We start from the raw sequence: 18,424 nt of genomic DNA on the forward strand, positions 1-18,424 counted from the left end.
GTCACGGGTTCAGCCGACAAAATCGGGCCGGGTGGTGAAGCGCAGGCCCGCCGCCGCCCCGTCGGCTCCGGCCTCCAGATGGCCGATCACGCAGGCGTCCTCGCCCAGTTCCGCCAGGCGGCGCATCGCGGCGTCCCCGTCGCGGGCGATCAGCACCATGCCGATGCCGCAATTGAAGACCTTCAGCATTTCGTCGGCATCGACCTGTCCGGCCTGCGCCAGCCAGCGGAAGACCGGCGGAATGGACCAGCTTGCGCCATCGACCACGGCGGTCATGCCCGGCGGCAGGACGCGCGGCAGGTTCCCCGGCAGGCCGCCGCCGGTGATATGGGCGGCGCCCTGCAGCAGGCCCTGGCGATGCAGGTCCAGCACGGTCTTCACATACAGTCGCGTGGGCGTCATCAGCGCCTGTGCCAGCGTGGCCGCGTCGGTCGTCGTATCGGCAAAGGGGCAGGGGGCGTCCCAGCCCAGGCCCGTCTGCCGGACGATCGCCCGCACCAGCGAGAAGCCGTTGGAATGCACGCCGCTGGACGGCAGCCCGATCAGCGTGTCGCCGGCCCGGATGTCGGCGGGCAGCAGGGCGGTGCGTTCGGCCGCGCCGACCGAAAAGCCGGCAAGGTCGTAATGCCCGGCGCCATACATGCCCGGCATTTCAGCCGTTTCGCCCCCCACCAGGGCGCAGCCCGATTCGCGGCAGCCCTCGGCGATTCCGCGCACGACCTTGGCCGCGTCGGCCACCGCGAGGCGGCCCGTGGCGAAATAATCCAGAAAGAACAGGGGTTCCGCCCCCTGCACGACCAGGTCGTTGACGCACATCGCCACAAGGTCGATGCCGACCGTCTCATGCAGGCCGCTTTCGATGGCGACCATCAGCTTGGTGCCGACGCCGTCGGTGCAGGACACCAGCACCGGATCGGTGAACCCCGCGGCCTTGAGGTCGAACAGGGCGCCGAAGCCGCCCAGCCCGCCCATGGTGCCGCGCCGGTCGGTGGCCTTCGCCGCCGGCTTGATCGCATCGACCAGCGCGTCACCGGCCTCGATATCCACGCCCGCGTCGCGGTAGGTGGCGCCGGTTCCGGGCGAAGGGGGCAAGGGGGCGGAGGTCATTTCGGTCGGGCCTTCGTCGTCAGGGCGCCCCGTATGTCGAGCCGCCCGATGCGGTGGGGGTCGAAGAATGGGGCAAGGTAAGGTAAACGGTCTCCGGGTTCCTTTACGGCAGGCGGGGCGGCGCGCAAAGCGGTGGTTGAATGGACGGCACAGAATAAGCACGAAAGCGACGGGCCGGCGTCGTCCGGACAGCTTGTCCTGCCGTTCGCGCACGCACGGCGCTTCACCCGCGCGGATTTCGTGGCGGCGCCGTCCAACGGCACGGCGCGGGCCTGGCTGCTGGGCGAAACCGGATGGCCGGAGCACCGGTTGGCGTTGTGGGGGGCCGCCGGCACCGGCAAGACCCATCTGCTGGAGGTCTGGGCCCACGAGCGCGGCGCGGTGCTGCTGGCGGGCCGCGACGTGTGCGAAGCGACGGTGGGACGCCTGTTCGGCGGTGATATCCAGCCGCCGGTCAGGGCCGTGGCCGTGGATGACGCGGACCAGTATGCCGACCGGCGGGCCATGCTGCATCTGCTGAACGGTGCGCGCGAACATGCCGTGCCGGTGGCCCTGGCGGCCCGCCTGTCGCCCGCGCGATGGGGGGTGGAACTGCCCGACCTGGCCAGCCGCCTGCGCGCGACCATGGCCGTCGAGGTCCGCCAGCCCGAGGATTCGCTGTTGCGGATCCTGCTGCTGCGCCATCTGGCGGAACGCCAGATCGTCGTCAGCCAGCCGGTGACCGACTGGCTTCTGCGGCGCCTGCCACGAACGGCGTCCTCGGTGCGCGAGGCCGCAATCCGCCTGGATCACGCGGGGCTGGTTTCGGGAAGGGGCGTCACACGCGCCGTCGCGATGACCGTGTTGCGCGACATGCTGGCCCGTGACACGGGGCCAGGCGTCACCGTGGCGGACTGACCGATATTCTTCATCATGCGCCGCGTTGGCAACGCCGGCGGTTCATGGCTAAATTTGGCGAAAGCACGGCAGATCCGGGGCAGGAGACACGATTGACAAAACCGACGGGGAAATCCCCAGCGCGGTCGCCGGCCGGGCGCACGGTTCGCAAGCGGACGACATCCTCGCCGGAACGGCGCCGGATCGCCACGAACGGCGCGACGCCGACGCCGCCGATCGACATCCGCTCTCCCGCGCGGTTCATCAATCGCGAACTGTCATGGCTGGATTTCAACCAGCGCGTGGTCGAGGAGGCCGACAACCCCCGCAACCCGCTGCTGGAACGCCTGCGCTTCCTGTCGATCAGCGCGGGCAACCTTGATGAATTCTATTCCGTCCGCGTGGCGGGCCTGGTGGGGCAGGTGCGCGAGGGGCTGGTCGCCAGTTCGCCCGACGGCCTGACGCCCGGCCAGCAACTGGCGGCGGTCCGCGCACGCACGACCCGGCTGCTGCGCGAACAGCAGCGCATCTGGAAGGACCTGCGCGCGCGGCTGGCCGAGGCCGGCATCGTGCTGTGCGATGCGGACAGCCTGAGCGACGCCGATCGCGACTGGCTGGACATCTGCTTCATGGACCGGGTCTTTCCGGTCCTGACGCCGCTGGCCATTGATCCGGCCCATCCGCTGCCCTTCATTCCCCATATGGGGCTGGCGCTGTCCCTGCGGTTGATGAACGCGGAGACCGGCCGCTTCGTCATGAGCGCGCTGATCCTGCTGCCGGCGCAGATCGAACGTTTCATCCGTCTGCCGTCGTCGCTGTCGCCCGACGGGGTCGCGCGGTTCATCGTTCTGGAAAAACTGATCGCGCTGTGCATCGGGCGGCTGTTCCCGGGCCTGGTGGCCGGGGAGTGGGGCGTCCTGCGGGTGATCCGCGACACGGACGTGGAATTCGAGGACGAGGCCGAGGATCTGGTCCGGTCCTACGAAACCGCCCTGAAGCGTCGGCGGCGGGGCGTGGTCATTCATCTGGACATCGATTCCAGGATGCCGGCCGACCTGGGCCAGGCGGTCGCCACCGACCTGGACGTGCCGCCCGACGAGGTGGAGATCCAGCCGGGACTGATCGGCGTGGTCGACCTGAAGCAACTGATCGGCGATGACCGGCCGGATCTGCTGTTTCCGCCGTACGCGCCGCGCTTTCCCGAACGGATCATTGACTTCGGGGGGGATTCCTTCGCCGCCATCCGGGCGAAGGACATGATCGTCCATCATCCGTTCGAAAGCTTCGATGTCGTCGTCCAGTTCCTGCGCCAGGCGGCGCTGGACCCGGCGGTGGTCGCGATCAAGCAGACGCTGTACCGCACCTCGCGCGACAGCCCCATCGTCAAGGCCCTGATCGAGGCGGCGGAGGCCGGCAAATCGGTCACCGCCATGGTGGAGCTGCGCGCCCGCTTCGACGAGGAGGCGAACATCCGCCTGGCCCGCGCGCTGGAGGCCGCGGGCGTGCAGGTCGTGTTCGGGTTCGCCGACCTCAAGACCCATGCCAAGCTCAGCCTGGTCGTCCGGCGCGAGGGCGGGTCCCTGCGGTCCTATGCCCATTTCGGGACCGGGAATTATCACCCGATCACCGCGCGGATCTATACCGACCTGTCGTTCTTCACCTGCGACCCCGAACTGGCCCGCGATTCCGCCCGCCTGTTCAATTACATGACCGGCTACGCGCTTCCCACGCGGATGGAGGCCATCGCCTTCTCGCCGGTCACGATCCGCCGGACGCTGGAAGAACTGATCCAGCAGGAAATCGACCATGTCCGCGCCGGGCGTCCGGGCCAGATCTGGCTGAAAATGAATTCCCTGGTCGATCCGGACCTGATCGACCGGCTGTATCAGGCCTCCTGCGCGGGGGTACGGATCATGGGCATCGTGCGTGGCATCTGCTGCCTGCGTCCCGGCGTGCCGGGCCTGTCGGAAAATATCCGCATCAAATCCATCGTCGGGCGGTTCCTGGAACATGCCCGGGTGTTCGCCTTCGGCGACGGCCACCGCCTGCCGTCGCGCCAGGCCAAGCTGTATATTTCCTCGGCCGACTGGATGGTCCGGAACATGGACTGGCGGGTCGAAAGCATGGTGCCGATGCGCGACCCGACGGTGCATGCCCAGGTCCTGGACCAGATCATGGTGACGGACCTGAAAGACAATCTGCAATCGTGGATCCTGCAGCAAAACGGTGTATGGAGACGGCTGGAACCGGGTACGAAACCATTTTCGGCCCATGACTACTTCATGACCAATCCGTCCCTGTCGGGCCGGGGGCTGGCGGCCCAGGACAACACCATCCGCGTCAGCACCCCGATGCCCCGCCATCAGGACCGTATTCTCGATGATTGAGGAGGTCGCCATGACGCAGCTACCGACCTGGCGCGGCGTCCGATGACTGTCGCGCCGCATCGCCGTTCGGCCGTCGTCGATCTGGGCTCGAACTCCGTGCGTCTGGTGGTGTTCGACGGGATTTCACGCAACCCGATCCCGATTTTCAATGAAAAATCGGTCCTGCGGCTGGGGCGGGGACTGAATGCGACGGGGCGCCTGAACGAGGAGGGCGTCGGCATGGCGATGGAGGTCATGGACCGCTTTCACGCCATTGCCCGCGGCATGGAGGCCGACCCGTTCGAGATTCTCGCCACGGCGGCGGTGCGCGATGCCACCAACGGTCCGGAATTCGTCGCCGCCCTGCGCGCGCGCATGCCCGGCGTTCCCATCCGCATCCTGTCGGGCGAGGAGGAGGCCGATTATTCCGCCACCGGTGTCCTGTGCGGCCTGCCGGAGGCCGAAGGCCTGGTTGCGGATATCGGGGGCGGATCGCTGGAACTGATCCGGCTGTCGGGCGGGCAGAAAATGGACGCCTGTACCCTGCGCCTGGGGGTTATCCGCCTGAACGACCGGTCCGGGGGGGATTTGCAGAAGGCGCGCAGCATCGCCGATGCCGACATCGCGCAGGTCGGGTGGCTGGACGCCATGCGCGGCCGGCCGCTCTATCTGGTAGGGGGGGCGTTCCGGGCGCTGGCGCGGTTGCAGATCGCGCGTACGAACTATCCGCTCAATATCGTCCATCTCTATACGCTGGGCGAGGACGACGCGCGCGAGATGACCGACTGGATCGCCGGATCGTCGCGCCGGGCCCTGGAACGCCTGCCCGGCGCGCCGCGCAAGCGCCTTGAGGACGTGCCGTTCGCCGCGACCGTGCTGCGTCGCCTGATGCGCCGGGTCCAGCCGAGCAGCCTGGTGTTCTGCGTCGATGGCCTGCGCGAGGGCTGGTACATGCGTCGCGTCGCCGCCTCGGTCGGCGGAATAGACCCGCAGGAAGCGGTGGCGCAGGAGATGTGCTCCCGCCTGGGACGCAGTGTCACGCTGCCCGACCGGCTGATGCACTGGACGGCGCCGCTGTTCCCGGACGAGGCGCAGATCGACCGGCGCCTGCGGCGCGCGGCGTGCCTGATGTCCGACATCGGGTCGTACGACCACCCGGAATACCGGGCCGAGCAGACCTATCTGCGTGTCCTGCGGATGCAGGGGGTGGGCTTCGACCATCCCGCGCGCGCGTTCGTGGCCCTGACGCTTGCCATCCGGTACGAGGCCGAACTGGGGCAGGATTTCCTGCACCCGTCGCGGCAGTTGCTGACCGATGCCCAGTTCCGCCGTGCCGTCGTATTGGGCCTGGCGCTGCGTCTGGCCTACACCGTCTGCGGCGGCACCGAGGAACTTCTGGACGGGACGGGGATCGAGATCACGGACCAGGAACTGGCGCTGCATCTGACCGCCGGGCGCACCGCGGTGCGGGGCGAAAGCGTCCGCCGCCGCCTCGACCGGCTGGGCGGCATGCTGTCCCTGCCGGCGCGTATCGTCGAAGGCGGTGCGGCATGAGGCGTGTGCTGCTGGCGTTCGGCGTTCCGGGCCTGCTTGCGGCGGGGGTGCTGCTGACGGTGGCGCGGGCCAACGGCCCGCACAAGGCCGGGGAAAATCCGAACGTCCTCTGGACCATCGTGCATGATCGCTGCGTGCCCAACCAGCTTGGGGAGGAGACGCCCAGCCCCTGCGCGGTGGTCGATACCGACCGGGGCTACGCGGTCCTGAAGGACAAGAGCGGCCGCGCCCAGTACCTGGTGATCCCCACCGCCCGCGTCACCGGAATCGAAGACCGCGCCCTGCTGGCGCAGGACGCGCCCGATTATTTCGCGGCGGCATGGCGCCAGATCGACCGGTCGCTGGCCCGCCTGGGCCACACCATGCCGCGCGAGACGATGGCGCTGGCGATCAATTCGAAATTCGGCCGGTCGCAGAACCAGCTTCATATCCATGTCGATTGCCTGGCCCCGAACATCCGGGTGGCGCTGCATTGGGCGCGGCCGAAAATCGGCTCGGGATGGACGCCGCTGGTGCTGGACGGACATGTCTATCGTGCCACGCGGATCGACGGGGATACGCTGGACGGGGCCTATCCGTTCCGCCGTCTTGCCGCCTCGCTGGCCGATCCGGCGCGTGAGATGGACGAACATACGCTGGTGGTGGTCGGGACGGTCTGGCCCAACGGCCGCCCCGGCTTCATCCTGCTGGACGATGTGGTCAAGCCGCTGTCCGGCGACCGTGCGTCGGGCGAGGAACTGCAGGACCATGCCTGCCACATCGCGGCGTTCGAGCCGGGCCGCCCGATCCGGCCATCCGACCATCTGTAGGGCGGTTCATGACGCGGTGCTCGGCAGGGACGCCGTGTCGTCGGCGCCATTCCACATATCCTGGCCCTGCCGGCGGGACAGGGCCAGGTACACGCCGCCACCGATCGCCACGCCGATGAACCAGGACACGGCATTCAGCCCCTCCAGCCCCGGCACGACATGGCCGATGGACGCCAGGCCGCCGCCTGCGGCGAAAGCGACCAGGGCCGGGGGATTCCAGCCTTTCCGCCCGGCATAGCGTCCGTCGAGGCGGTAGAGCGCCGCCACGTCCAGGGCCTGTTTCCGCACGACGTAGAAATCGGCCAGCATGATGCCGGTCACCGGGCCGAGCATGCCGCCGATCAGGTCGAGGACGCGATAGATGCTGTCCGCCTGGTTGAACCACAGCCAGGGCATGAAGAAGACGCCCAGCACCAGCACCAGCCGCGCCGCGCGATGGAAATCCAGCCGGCGCGGCATCAGGTTCACCAGGTCGTACGATGCCGGCATGATATTGGCCACGACATTGACCGACAGCGTCGCGAGCACCAGCGTCGCCCCGCCCAGGATCGTGACGACGGGGTAGTTCAGCGCCAGCAGCAGATCGACCGGATTCCAGATCGGATGTCCGAACAGGATGATGGTGGCCGACGTCGTGATGATGCCCATCGGGGTGAACACCAGGGCCGTGACCGGCAGGCCGATGGCCTGTCCGACCACCTGGTCGCGTTCCGACTTCACGAAGCGCGACAGGTCGGGGATGTTGACGGCGAACGTCGCCCACAGCCCGATCATCCCGGTGACGCCCATGGCGAAGGTGGACCAGAAGGCCATCCCGTGCAGGCGGGACGGCTGGGCGAACAGCGGGCCCAGCCCATGCCCCACATGCAGGCCCCAGATGGTGGCCAGCAGCCCCACGACGATGACCAGCGGGCCTGCCACCAGTTCGAAATTGCGGATGCGGTGCACCCCGTGGCTGACGATCCATGCATGCAGGGCCCAGACGATGGCCATCGCCACCCAGGTGCGGGCCTGCATGCCCAGGAATGATGCCGTCATGCCCGCCCAGGCGCCGCTGAGGGTCGACATCACGGCGTCCACGGCCTGCGCCGCCGCATAGGCCTGCACCGAAAACCAGAACACCGCGCAGAACCCCCGGAGCACCACGGGGATCTGCGCGCCGTACGGCCCGAACGCCGAACGGATCAGGACGCAGAACGGAATGCCGTACTTCGTGCCGGCGCGGGCATTGAACCACATGGCGACGAACAGGACGGCATAGGCGACGGCGACGATTTCCAGGCATTCCCAGGCCGAGAACCCCAGGGCCATCAGTCCCGACGCCGCTTCATAGACCACGATATTGTGGACCATGCCCATCCAGACCGTCGCCATGTTGACCCAGCTCCAGTCCCGCCGGGCGGCGGGAACGGGCGCGAGGTCCGCGTTGTACAGGGCGGGATCGTAGCCGGGCGGCAGATCGGATGATGTGTCGGCGGTTACGGGCGCTGCTGTCATGTCGGGGCCTCGGTCAGGATCGGGCAGGGACGGGTATTGGGGACGGGCCTTGGCCCACGCGGTCATTCGACCGTGCGGATGATGTCCGACAGGGTGCCGAACAACTGGTCGATCTGCGATTTCTCGATAATCAGGGGCGGTGACACCGCGACCACGTCGCCGGTGTAGCGGACGAGGACGCCCTGGCGGAACGCCCGGTCGAACACCTCATACGCGCGCGCGCCCACCGCGCCGGGGCGGGAGTCCAGCTCGATCCCCGCGACGAGACCGACATTGCGGATGTCGATGACATGCGGCAGGCCGCGCAGGGCATGCACGGCCTCCTCGAAATACGGGGCGATGTCGCCCGCGCGCTCGAACAGATTTTCCTCGGCATAGGTGTCCAGGGTGGCGATGGACGCGGCGCAGGCGACGGGATGGCCGGAATAGGTATAGCCATGCGGCAGTTCGATGCCGGCCTCGGGCCCGTTCATGAAGGCGGCATAAACATGTTCGCGCGCGATCGCGGCGCCCATCGGAATGGTGCCGTTGGTCACGCCCTTGGCGCAGGTCAGGATATCGGGCAGGACGCCGAATTTCTCGGCTGCGAAGGGGGTGCCGCCCAGGCGGCCGAAGCCGGTGATGACCTCGTCGAAGATCAGCAGGATGCCGTGCTTGTCGCAGATCTCGCGCAGGCGCTTCAGATAGCCGACGGGCGGCGGCAGGACGCCGGTCGATCCCGCCATGGGTTCGACCATCACGGCGGCGATCGTCGACGGGTCGTGCAGGGCGACGATGCGTTCCAGATTGTCCGCCAGTTCCGCGCCATAGGCCGGCAACCCCTTGGTGAAGGCGTTGCGTTCCATGTCCAGCGTGTGCGGAAGATGGTCCACCCCGGTCAGCAGCGAACCGTACAGCTTCCGGTTGCCGGAAATGCCGCCGACGGAAATGCCGCCGAAACCCACGCCGTGATAGCCGCGCTCGCGCCCGATCAGACGCGTGCGCGACGCATCGCCGCGGACGCGGTGATAGGCAATGGCGATCTTCAGCGCGGTATCGGCGGCCTCGGACCCCGAATTGCAGAAGAACACATGGTTCAGGTCGCCCGGCGCCAGGGCGGCGATGCGGTCGGCGGCCTCGAAGCTCAGCGGGTGGCCCATCTGGAAGGTCGGCGCGAAATCCAGCGTCGCGATCGTCTTCTGCACCGCCTCGGTAATGCGGGGGCGGGCATGGCCGGCGTTGACGCACCACAGGCCGGCGCAGCCGTCCAGCACTTTCCGCCCGTCGTCGGACGTGTAGTACATCCCCTCGGCCGAAACCAGCATGCGCGGGGTCTTGCGGAACTGGCGATTGGCCGTGAACGGCATCCAGAACGCGTCGTGGTTGCTCTGCGACATCGCGCACTCCATCCCAAGGATCAATGTGGGTCCACCCGACGCAGGCCATCCTGTCACGGCTGCGGAACCGTGACGAAGATGGAACATGTGCGCTGCTATGGACAGATGATTCGTCGAACCTCGCGATCAGGCATCCAGCCGCGCATCGGCATCCAGCACGGCGCGCAGCAGGACGTTGGCCCCCGCGGCGACGTCGGCGGATTCGGCGCTTTCGGCCTCGTTGTGGCTCAGCCCCCCGGCGCAGGGAACGAAGATCATGGTCGTGGGGGTGATCCGCGCCATGTAGGCCGCGTCATGCCCGGCGCCGGAGACGATGTCGCGCGCGGGATAGCCGAACGACCCGGCCGCGCGGCGGACGGCGTCGATGCAGGCCGGATCGAAATGAACGGCGGGGGAATCCCACACCCGTTCCAGGACCATCTGCATGCCGCATTCGGCGGCGATGGCCGCAGCACGGTCGCGGAAGGCGGCCTCCATCCGCTCGACCACCGCATCGTCGGGGTCGCGCAGGTCGATGGTAAAGAAGACCTCGCCCGGCACGACGTTGCGGCTGTTGGGCCGGTTTTCGATCAGCCCGACGGTGCCGACCGCGTCGGGGCCGTGGGCGAGGGCGACTTCGTTCACCGCCTCGATCATCCGGGCGGCGGCCAGCAGGGCGTCGGCGCGCATCGTCATCGGCGTGCTGCCGGCATGGGAATCCCGGCCGGTCAGCGTGACCTCGTACCAGCGCATGCCCTGGACGCCGGTGACGACGCCGATGGTCTTGTTTTCGGCCTCCAGGATCGGCCCTTGCTCGATGTGCAGTTCGAAATAGGCCGCGACCGGATGCTGCCCGCACGGCTCGGTCCCGCGATATCCGATGCCGACCAGCGCGTCCTCGAAGCGGATTCCCGCGCGGTCGGTCTTGTCCAGGGCCTCCTGCTCGGTGAACACGCCGGCGAAGACGCCCGAGGACAGCATCGCCGGGGCGAAGCGGGCCCCTTCCTCGTTGGTCCAGTTAATCAGTTCGATAGGGTGCCGGGTTTCATGGCCGGTGGCGTGCAGGGCGCGCAGGACGGCCAGGCCGCCCAGAACCCCGATGATGCCGTCGAACTTGCCGCCGGTGGGCTGGGTATCCAGATGGCTGCCCATCGTGATCGGCGGCAGGCTGTCGTCGGCGCCCGGCCGGCGGGCGAACTGGTTGCCCATGGAATCATAGGTCACGGTGCAGCCCACGGCCTGGCATGCCGCGATGAACCAGTCGCGGACCAGCCGGTCTTCCTCCGTCAGGGTCAGCCGCCGGATGCCGCCTTTCGGCGTGCCGCCGAAACGCGCGGTTTCCAGAATGTCGTTCCACAACGCCGCCCCGTCCACGGTGACGTTGCCGCCGGCTCTGAGGCCGCCCGTTCCATTCGCGCCCGTATCGTTCATCGCCCTGTCGTCGCTCCTGCTGGTCGCATTTTCGTCCATGACCGCCGGTCAGCCGGCATTCGCCGCCTGACCGCGCATCGGGTTGTTGGGATGCTCGGTCCAGGTCTGCATACCGTCCACCGGCTGCGGCGTCATGGTAATGCAATCGTCGACCGGGCAGACATGGGCGCATAGGTTGCAGCCGACGCATTCCTCGTCGATGACCTCGTAACGGCGTTCGTCGCCGGCGCGGATCTTGGCGATCGCCTGATGGGACGTGTCCTCGCAGGCAATGTGGCACAGGCCGCATTTGATGCAGGCATCCTGGTCGATGCTGGCGATCGTCTTGAATTTCAGGTTGAGCTGGTTCCACTGGACATAGCGCGGCAGCGCCTGCCCCCGCAGCGCGTCGAGCGAGGCATAGCCCTTTTCGTCCATCCAGTTCGACAGGCCGTCGATCATGTCCTCGACGATCTTGAAGCCGTAATGCATGGCTGCGGTGCAGACCTGCAGGCCGGTGGCGCCCATCGCCAGGAATTCCGCCGCGTCCCGCCAGGACGAGATGCCGCCGATGCCCGAAATCGGCAGGCCCGCCATTTCGGGGTCGCGGGCGACGTCGCCCAGCATGCGAAGGGCGATCGGCTTGACCGCCGGGCCGCAATAGCCCCCATGGGTGCCCAGGCCGCCGACCACCGGCATGGGCGCCATGGCGTCGAGATCGACGCCGACGATGGACTGGATGGTGTTGATCAGCGACACGGCGTCCGCGCCGCCCCGGCGCGCCGCGCGGGCGGGGACCAGGATGTTGGTGATGTTGGGGGTCAGCTTCACGATCACCGGCATGCGGGTGTACTGCTTGCACCAGCGCGTGACCATTTCGACATATTCCGGAACCTGGCCGACGGCGGAACCCATGTTGCGTTCCGACATGCCGTGCGGACATCCGAAATTCAGTTCGATTCCATCCGCGCCCGTGTCCTCGACCAGCGGCAGGATGGCCTTCCAGCTTTCCTCCCGGCAGGGCACCATCAGGCTGACGACGACGGCGCGGTCGGGGTAGTCGCGCTTGACCGAGCGGATCTCCGCCAGGTTGGTGGCCAGCGGCCGGTCGGAAATCAGTTCGATATTGTTCAGCCCCGCCATCCGCGTGCCGTTGTAGCTGACGGCCCCGTAGCGGCTGCTGACGTTCACCACCGGGGGGTCTTCGCCCAGCGTTTTCCACACCACGCCGCCCCAGCCGGCCTCGAAGGCGCGGCGGACGTTGTATTCCTTGTCCGTCGGCGGGGCGGACGCCAGCCAGAACGGGTTGGGCGAGCGGATGCCGGCAAGGGTCGTACGCAGGTCGGCCATGGAATCACGCCTTCTGGAGGGAGGGTTTGGACATCAGGTCGGCATGGATCTGTTCGGCGACGTCGCGGCCGTCGCGGACCGCCGATACCGTCAGGTCGGGCCCGGGCGTGCAGTCGCCGCCGGCATAGACCCCGGGAACCGAGGTCCGGCCGCCGCCGTCCACGACGATCCGCCCGCCGGCCACGGTGACGCCCGATCCGTCCAGCGGGTCGGCGACGAAGACCTGCCCGACGGCCAGCAGCACCATGTCCGCAGCAATGGTGAAGGACAGGCCGTCATAGACCGGCTGCCCGTCGGCGCCGGGGGCGCCCTGGGTGAACGCGACGCCGGTGACGGACCCGTCGGCGCCCAGGATGTGGGTGGGCGACGCCCAGTGGCGGAGGGTCACCCCGTTGGTCTGCGCCCATTCCTGTTCGACAGTCGTGGCGGACATGTGGTCCGCGCCGCGGCGATAGACCATGGTCACCTCGTCCGCGCCCAGGCGCCTGGCCTGGACGGCGGCATCGACCGCGGTGTTGCCACCGCCGATGACCACCACCCGCCGGCCCACGGGAACGTCGGCCTTGGTGGGCGAGGCGCGCAACGCGGCGATGAAATCGACGGCGCTGGCCACGCCGGCCAGGTCCTGCCCCGCGAGGCCCGGCGAGCGGACCCCCGCGTGACCCAGCGCCAGCACCACGGCGTCATGATCCGCGCGCAGCGCGGGCACCGTGATGTCGCGCCCCAGGCAGTGATCGGGATGCAGGACGATGCCGCCGATGCCCAGCAGGAAGTCGATTTCGCGCTGGGCGAAATCGTCGGCCAGCTTGTACGCCGCCACGCCGTACTCGTTCAGCCCGCCCGCCTTGGGGCGCGCGTCATAGACATCGACGTCATGCCCATGCATCGCCAGGCGATGGGCGCAGGCCAGGCCGGCGGGGCCGGCGCCGACGACGGCGATGCGCCGGCCCGTCGCAGCCGCCCGCGTGAAGGGCTGGCCCCCATGGGTCATCTGCCAGTCCGTGGCGTGGCGTTGCAGCGCGCCGATCTCGATCGGCCGGGCATCCTGCGTGTTGCGGACGCATTTCTGTTCGCACAGGATTTCGGTCGGGCAGACGCGGGCGCAGGATCCGCCCAGGATGTTGGATTCCAGGATCGTCCGGGCCGAACCGCGCAGATTGCCCGTTGCGATCTTGTGGATGAAGGAGGGGATGTCGATCCCGGTCGGGCAGGCCTCGATGCACGGGGCGTCGTGGCAGAAATAGCAGCGCTCGGCCTCGCTGACCGCCTGGTTGGCGGTCAGCGGCGGGTGGGCGTCGGCAAAATTGCGCGCCAGGACGTCGCCGGGCAGGCGCGCGGCCGCGATGTCGGGGGTCTGGTCCATGGGATCTCGCTCGATCTGACTGCCCCCAGTCTAGGGATGGTTTCGACAATTTGGTAGTATAAAATCTGACCAAATGGTCAAGTTAGGTGGAAAAATAAGCGATATTTGGCATTCCCAAGAAAAAATGCTTCGTTTGATGATTAAAAAATAATCATTTAGCCTAATGCGCGGGCAGTTGACATCCACCCAGGACCAATGCCGTTATGGTCGCCGCGGCGTCCTCGTAATCCTGCGTCTCCAGTGTGGGGGTGCCGAGGACCGCGACGATCTGGGCGTTCATGTCGGCGTAGGTCTGCGTCATCGACCAGATGCAGAACATGAGGTGGGTGGTGGGGATCGGGCGCATCAGTCCGGCCCGCTGCCAGGCGGTGAAGATTTTATCCAGGTTCTGGACATGGATACGCAACGACGTGCCGAGGAACTGGTTGATATGCGGCGCACCCTGCAGGACCTCGTGCGCGAAGATGCGCGATGCATCGGGCCGGTCGCGGGAAAAGGCGATCTTGGCGCGGATGTAGCCTTCCAGCCCCTCGCGCGGGGTGAGGTCCTCGCGGATCCACAGGGTGGCGTCGTCCAGCCAGTCGACCAGGATGTTTTCCAGGACGGCGCGGTACAGATCTTCCTTGGTGCCGAAATAATAATGGATGTTCGCCTTGGGCAGGCCCGCCCCCGCCGCGATCGCGGCCATGCTGGTCCCCTTGTAGCCGTCCCGGCCAAAGAGATGTTCCGCCGCGCGGAAGATCTGCTGCATGCTTGCCCGACGCGGTGCGCCGGCCGGCTTGTCCTGCGGCGGGGGCGAGGACGCGGACTGGGACGGAAGGAGGCGGGTATTGCTCATGCCCGCATCGTTCCGGCTTGGCTGTCCGCGCGCAAGTCGCAAACGGTTACAATCGCCCCGACGTGACGTCCTGTCGGAAGGCATGCATTTTCTGGGGCCGATGGCGCACGCTTGCGCGGGGCGGATCGCCCGATATCGAAGGAATGGAGGATTCGGATGCTTCTGGTGCGTGGTGGCACGGTCGTGACGGCGGAACGCACCCTGCGGGCGGACGTGCTCTGCGACGAGTCGGGGCGGATTGCCGCCGTCGGCCCGGCGCTGGACGCGCCCGCCGGGTGTGACACCGTCGATGCCGGCGGATTGCTGGTCATGCCGGGGGGCATCGACCCGCATACTCATATGGAAATGCCCTTCATGGGGTCGGTCGCCAGCGACGATTTCTATACCGGCACCGCCGCGGGCGTCGCGGGCGGGACGACGACCATCATCGACTTCGTCATACCCGAGGCCGGGGCTTCGCTGCTGGAGGCGTGGAAGGACTGGCGGGCAAAGGCCGAAAAGGCGGTTTCGGATTATTCGTTCCACGTCGCCGTCACCCATTGGGACGATCGGGTCCATGCCGACATGGGGACCCTGACCCGGGACTGCGGCGTCAATTCCTTCAAGCATTTCATGGCCTACAAGGGCGCGCTGATGGTCGATGACGGGGTGCTGCTGCGCTCGATCGGCCGGGCGCTGGAACTGGGCGCCCTGTGCAACGTGCATGCCGAGAACGGCGACGCCGTGGCATATCTGCAGCAGGATCTGCTGCGCCGGGGCGTCACCGGGCCCGAGGCCCATCCGCTGTCGCGGCCGCCGGCCGTCGAGGGCGAGGCCGCGCAGCGCGTGATCGCCATCGCCGGCCTGCTGGGCGCGCCGGTCTACATCGTCCATGTCTCGACCAAGGAGGCGACGGCCGCGATCGCGGCGGCGCGCGCGCGCGGCCAGCGGGTCTATGGCGAGGTCCTGGCCCAGCATCTGGTCCTCGACGACAGCGTGTATGCGAACCCCGACTGGCTGGGCGCGGCCCAGCATGTCATGAGCCCGCCCTTCCGGCCGAAGCACCACCAGGCGGCGCTGTGGGCCGGGCTGGCGTCCGGGCAGTTGCAGACCACGGCGACCGACCATTGCTGCTTCTGCGCCGGGCAGAAGCAGCAGGGGCGGACCGACTTCACGAAGATCCCCAACGGCACGCCGGGCATCGAGGACAGGATGAGCGTGCTGTGGCACCACGGCGTTCGCACCGGACGCCTGACGCCGGAGGAATTCGTCGCCGTCACCTCCACGAACGCCGCGAAAATCTTCAACATCCATCCCCGCAAGGGCGCCATCGTGCCCGGCGCGGATGCCGACCTGGTGCTGTGGGACCCCGAGGGCAGCCGCACGGTGTCGGCGGCGACGCACCACCAGAATGTGGATTACAATGTCTATGAAGGCATGACCCTGACCGGGCTGGCCCGTCATACCATCAGCGGCGGGCGGATCGTCTGGTCGGACGGCGACCTGCGCGTGACGCGCGGGGCGGGGCGCTATGTCGAACGTCCCTGTTTCAGCCCGGACATGACGGCCCAGGCGAAGCGGAACGCCACCTTGGGCGGATCGGCGGCCTGATGCGCGTGCGGATGGGACTGTGGGGGGCGGCCTGTGTGGTCGCCCTGCTGGGGGGATGCAGCGGCGCGGTGCCGGCCCCCGTGGACGGCGCGGCGTCGCGGGGACTGGTCAATGTCGGCGACGCCCGCACGGCGGCAATGCGCTATCACGACAGCGGCGCCTACGACCGGGACCTTGTCCGCGTGGCCGAGGCCGCCCGCCGCTGGGTGGAAGACCGTGCGGGGCAGGTGGCCCATCCGGCCCTAGTGCTGGATATCGATGAAACGTCGCTGTCGAACTGGCCTGTGATGAAGGCGGACGATTTCGCCTATTTCCGGACGGGGGCCTGTGACAGCCTGCCCGCCGGCCCGTGCGGATATCTGGCGTGGGAGAACCTGGCCGAAGCCGCGGTGCTGCCCGGAACCCTGGCCCTGGTCAATGCGGCGCAGCGCCATGGCGTGGCGGTGTTCTTCGTCACCGGCAGGGGCGAGGCCGAACGCGCCGCCACGGCCGACAATCTGACGCATGCCGGCTATCGGGGATGGGCGGGCCTGTATCTGCGCGCGCCCGGCCCTGCGACGCCATCGGCCGCCGATTACAAGGCGCCGGTCCGGGCGGCGATCGAGGGCCGGGGCTATACGATCATCGCCAACATGGGCGACCAGCCGTCGGATCTGGCGGGCGGGCACGCCGAGAGGACATTTCTTTTGCCCAATCCGTTCTATCGAATTAACTGAGGGGTCGGGAGCGCCTCGGGGGAGGAGGCTCCAGGCCAAGTTCCGGTTGTCTGCCTTGCGGGGGAAAGGCAGCCAGAACGTCCCAACATGAGCGACGGAACCGAACGATGCGCGACCGTATCCAATTCTATCTGGGGGACACGCTCCAGTCCCTGTCCGGCTTTTCGCCGACCCTGACGGTGCTGGACTGGCTGCGGGAGCATTGCGGCCGGACCGGGACGAAGGAAGGCTGCAACGAGGGCGATTGCGGGGCCTGCACGGTGCTGGTGGTGCGGCTGGAAGGCGAACGGCTGGTATGGCGGGCGGTGAATGCCTGCATCCAGTTCGTGGCGATGCTGGACGGCGCGCAACTGTTCACGGTGGAGGACCTGCGGGCGCCGGACGGCACGCTGCATCCGGTGCAGCAGGCGATGGTCGATCTGCACGGCGCGCAATGCGGGTTCTGCACGCCGGGATTCGTCATGTCGATGGTCGCCTATCGCAAGGCGCCCGGGGCGACGGCCGGGGACCAGCCGATCGACGACGCGCTGGCGGGCAACCTGTGCCGCTGCACGGGCTATGCCCCGATCGTCCGCGCGATGAAGCAGGCCATGACCGCCGGTCCGGACCGGTTCGACGCGCAGGCGGCCGCGATTGCCGACCGCCTGGCGGCCCTGCGCGACGGCCGGACGGTCCAGGTCGCGGGGCCGGCGGGGCGGCTGACCATCCCGGCGGATGCCGATGCCCTGGCGGCCGTCCTGCTGGCCGACCCCGCCGCCACCATCGTCGCGGGGGCCACCGATGTCGGGCTGTGGGTGACCAAGGGGCTGCGCGCCCTGCCGCATGTGGTGTCGATCGGCCGGGTGCCCGACTTGCGGACGATCACGCCCACACCCGCAGGGCTGCGGATCGGTGCGGCCGTTTCCTACGAGGACGCCCGCGCCGCCCTGACGGACCTGCTGCCCGATGCGGGGGAGGTGGTGCGGCGGATCGGCTCGACGCAGGTCCGCAATGCGGGCACGGTGTGCGGCAACATCGCCAACGGCTCGCCGATCGGCGACGGGCCGCCGGTGTTCATCGCGGCGGGGGCGACGCTGCATCTGCGCCGCGGCGATGTCCGCCGGTCCATGGCGCTGGAAGATTATTTCATCGCCTACGGCAGGCAGGACCGCCAGCCGGGCGAGTTCATCGAGGGCGTGACCATTCCGCGCCCGGCGGCGGGCATGCTGTTCCGGGCCTACAAGATTTCCAAACGCTTCGACCAGGATATCTCGGCGGTGCTGGGGGCGTTTGCCCTGACGCTGGATGCGGACAGGGTCGTCACCGCCGCGCGGATCGCCTTCGGCGGCATGGCGGCCATCCCGAAACGCGCGCACGCGACCGAGGCTGCCCTGATGGGGCGCGCATGGGACGAGACGGCGCTGGAGGCCGCGCGTGCCGCCATCGCCACCGATTTCGCGCCGATTTCCGACATGCGGGCCAGCGACTGGTATCGCCGGACGGTGGCGGCGAACCTGCTGACCCGGCTGTTCGCCGAAACCGCCCCCGATGGCCCGCGTCCCGAAACCCGGCTGGCCGGCCGGATGGAGGCCGCGCATGTCTGATCCGACAACC

General features: G+C 68.2%; 14 protein-coding genes. 7 read left to right on the forward strand and 7 right to left on the reverse strand.

Going from position 1 to position 18,424, the window contains the following annotated elements:
* Nucleotides 1–9: 9 nt before the first annotated feature.
* Nucleotides 10–1,107, reverse strand: coding sequence for a phosphoribosylformylglycinamidine cyclo-ligase (gene purM, locus HLH21_RS01445; protein ID WP_182940433.1), 1,098 nt, complete (start codon nt 1,105–1,107; stop codon nt 10–12).
* A 132-nt stretch (nt 1,108–1,239) separates the two neighbouring features.
* On the opposite strand from purM, the gene HLH21_RS01450 reads away from it, so the two are divergent.
* From HLH21_RS01450 to HLH21_RS01465, 4 genes are all read left to right on the forward strand, one after another.
* A complete protein-coding gene (locus HLH21_RS01450; protein WP_182940434.1) occupies nt 1,240–2,004 on the forward strand; it encodes a P-loop NTPase family protein in 765 nt (254 codons plus the stop codon).
* A 92-nt stretch (nt 2,005–2,096) separates the two neighbouring features.
* Complete coding sequence (locus tag HLH21_RS01455; RefSeq protein ID WP_182940435.1) at nt 2,097–4,370, forward strand: RNA degradosome polyphosphate kinase; 2,274 nt, start codon at nt 2,097–2,099, stop codon at nt 4,368–4,370.
* Between the two features lie 42 nt (nt 4,371–4,412).
* Nucleotides 4,413–5,903 (forward strand): Ppx/GppA family phosphatase, encoded by a 1,491-nt coding sequence (locus tag HLH21_RS01460; RefSeq protein ID WP_182940436.1) that lies wholly within the window; start codon nt 4,413–4,415, stop codon nt 5,901–5,903.
* Nucleotides 5,900–6,712 (forward strand): CDP-diacylglycerol diphosphatase, encoded by an 813-nt coding sequence (locus tag HLH21_RS01465; protein ID WP_182940437.1) that lies wholly within the window; start codon nt 5,900–5,902, stop codon nt 6,710–6,712. The genes HLH21_RS01460 and HLH21_RS01465 overlap by 4 nt, the downstream gene beginning before the upstream one ends.
* A gap of 6 nt (nt 6,713–6,718) precedes the next feature.
* Here the strand turns inward: HLH21_RS01465 and HLH21_RS01470 are convergent, their stop codons facing one another.
* The 6 genes from HLH21_RS01470 to HLH21_RS01495 all read right to left on the reverse strand — a co-directional run bounded on the left by HLH21_RS01470 (nt 6,719) and on the right by HLH21_RS01495 (nt 14,525).
* Nucleotides 6,719–8,209, reverse strand: coding sequence for an NCS1 family nucleobase:cation symporter-1 (locus HLH21_RS01470; RefSeq protein WP_182940438.1), 1,491 nt, complete (start codon nt 8,207–8,209; stop codon nt 6,719–6,721).
* 62 nt (nt 8,210–8,271) lie between these two features.
* A complete protein-coding gene (locus HLH21_RS01475) occupies nt 8,272–9,585 on the reverse strand; it encodes an aspartate aminotransferase family protein (protein ID WP_182940439.1) in 1,314 nt (437 codons plus the stop codon).
* 126 nt (nt 9,586–9,711) lie between these two features.
* Nucleotides 9,712–10,995: a Zn-dependent hydrolase gene (locus HLH21_RS01480; protein ID WP_182940440.1), complete on the reverse strand. Its 1,284-nt coding sequence runs from the start codon at nt 10,993–10,995 to the stop codon at nt 9,712–9,714.
* A 48-nt stretch (nt 10,996–11,043) separates the two neighbouring features.
* Nucleotides 11,044–12,324: an NAD-dependent dihydropyrimidine dehydrogenase subunit PreA gene (gene preA / locus HLH21_RS01485; RefSeq protein WP_182940441.1), complete on the reverse strand. Its 1,281-nt coding sequence runs from the start codon at nt 12,322–12,324 to the stop codon at nt 11,044–11,046.
* A gap of 4 nt (nt 12,325–12,328) precedes the next feature.
* Nucleotides 12,329–13,687, reverse strand: coding sequence for an NAD(P)-dependent oxidoreductase (locus tag HLH21_RS01490; protein WP_182940442.1), 1,359 nt, complete (start codon nt 13,685–13,687; stop codon nt 12,329–12,331).
* A 160-nt stretch (nt 13,688–13,847) separates the two neighbouring features.
* Complete coding sequence (locus tag HLH21_RS01495) at nt 13,848–14,525, reverse strand: TetR/AcrR family transcriptional regulator (protein WP_182940443.1); 678 nt, start codon at nt 14,523–14,525, stop codon at nt 13,848–13,850.
* Nucleotides 14,526–14,681: 156 nt separating this feature from the next.
* Between HLH21_RS01495 and hydA the strand changes: the two genes are divergently transcribed.
* The 3 genes from hydA (at nt 14,682) to xdhA (ending at nt 18,414) form a co-directional block, all read left to right on the forward strand.
* Entirely contained in the window at nt 14,682–16,115 is a 1,434-nt protein-coding gene (gene hydA / locus HLH21_RS01500; protein ID WP_182940444.1) for a dihydropyrimidinase, read from the forward strand.
* Nucleotides 16,115–16,831 (forward strand): HAD family acid phosphatase, encoded by a 717-nt coding sequence (locus HLH21_RS01505; RefSeq protein WP_246378995.1) that lies wholly within the window; start codon nt 16,115–16,117, stop codon nt 16,829–16,831. The genes hydA and HLH21_RS01505 overlap by 1 nt, the downstream gene beginning before the upstream one ends.
* Nucleotides 16,832–16,938: 107 nt before the next feature.
* Entirely contained in the window at nt 16,939–18,414 is a 1,476-nt protein-coding gene (gene xdhA, locus HLH21_RS01510) for a xanthine dehydrogenase small subunit (RefSeq protein WP_182940445.1), read from the forward strand.
* Nucleotides 18,415–18,424 lie beyond the last annotated feature (10 nt).

It is taken from the genome of Gluconacetobacter johannae (assembly GCF_014174305.1).
Lineage (GTDB): Bacteria > Pseudomonadota > Alphaproteobacteria > Acetobacterales > Acetobacteraceae > Gluconacetobacter > Gluconacetobacter johannae.

What these genes read in the sequence shown, in the direction of transcription:
- HLH21_RS01495 (WP_182940443.1), bottom strand. Translation starts at nt 14,525, where the DNA reads ATGAGCAATACCCGCCTCCTTCCGTCCCAGTCCGCGTCCTCGCCCCCG.
- HLH21_RS01470 (WP_182940438.1), bottom strand. Translation starts at nt 8,209, where the DNA reads ATGACAGCAGCGCCCGTAACCGCCGACACATCATCCGATCTGCCGCCC.
- HLH21_RS01475 (WP_182940439.1), bottom strand. Translation starts at nt 9,585, where the DNA reads ATGTCGCAGAGCAACCACGACGCGTTCTGGATGCCGTTCACGGCCAAT.
- HLH21_RS01465 (WP_182940437.1), top strand. Translation starts at nt 5,900, where the DNA reads ATGAGGCGTGTGCTGCTGGCGTTCGGCGTTCCGGGCCTGCTTGCGGCG.
- preA (WP_182940441.1), bottom strand. Translation starts at nt 12,324, where the DNA reads ATGGCCGACCTGCGTACGACCCTTGCCGGCATCCGCTCGCCCAACCCG.
- HLH21_RS01505 (WP_246378995.1), top strand. Translation starts at nt 16,115, where the DNA reads ATGCGCGTGCGGATGGGACTGTGGGGGGCGGCCTGTGTGGTCGCCCTG.
- HLH21_RS01460 (WP_182940436.1), top strand. Translation starts at nt 4,413, where the DNA reads ATGACTGTCGCGCCGCATCGCCGTTCGGCCGTCGTCGATCTGGGCTCG.
- purM (WP_182940433.1), bottom strand. Translation starts at nt 1,107, where the DNA reads ATGACCTCCGCCCCCTTGCCCCCTTCGCCCGGAACCGGCGCCACCTAC.
- HLH21_RS01480 (WP_182940440.1), bottom strand. Translation starts at nt 10,995, where the DNA reads ATGAACGATACGGGCGCGAATGGAACGGGCGGCCTCAGAGCCGGCGGC.
- HLH21_RS01490 (WP_182940442.1), bottom strand. Translation starts at nt 13,687, where the DNA reads ATGGACCAGACCCCCGACATCGCGGCCGCGCGCCTGCCCGGCGACGTC.
- hydA (WP_182940444.1), top strand. Translation starts at nt 14,682, where the DNA reads ATGCTTCTGGTGCGTGGTGGCACGGTCGTGACGGCGGAACGCACCCTG.
- xdhA (WP_182940445.1), top strand. Translation starts at nt 16,939, where the DNA reads ATGCGCGACCGTATCCAATTCTATCTGGGGGACACGCTCCAGTCCCTG.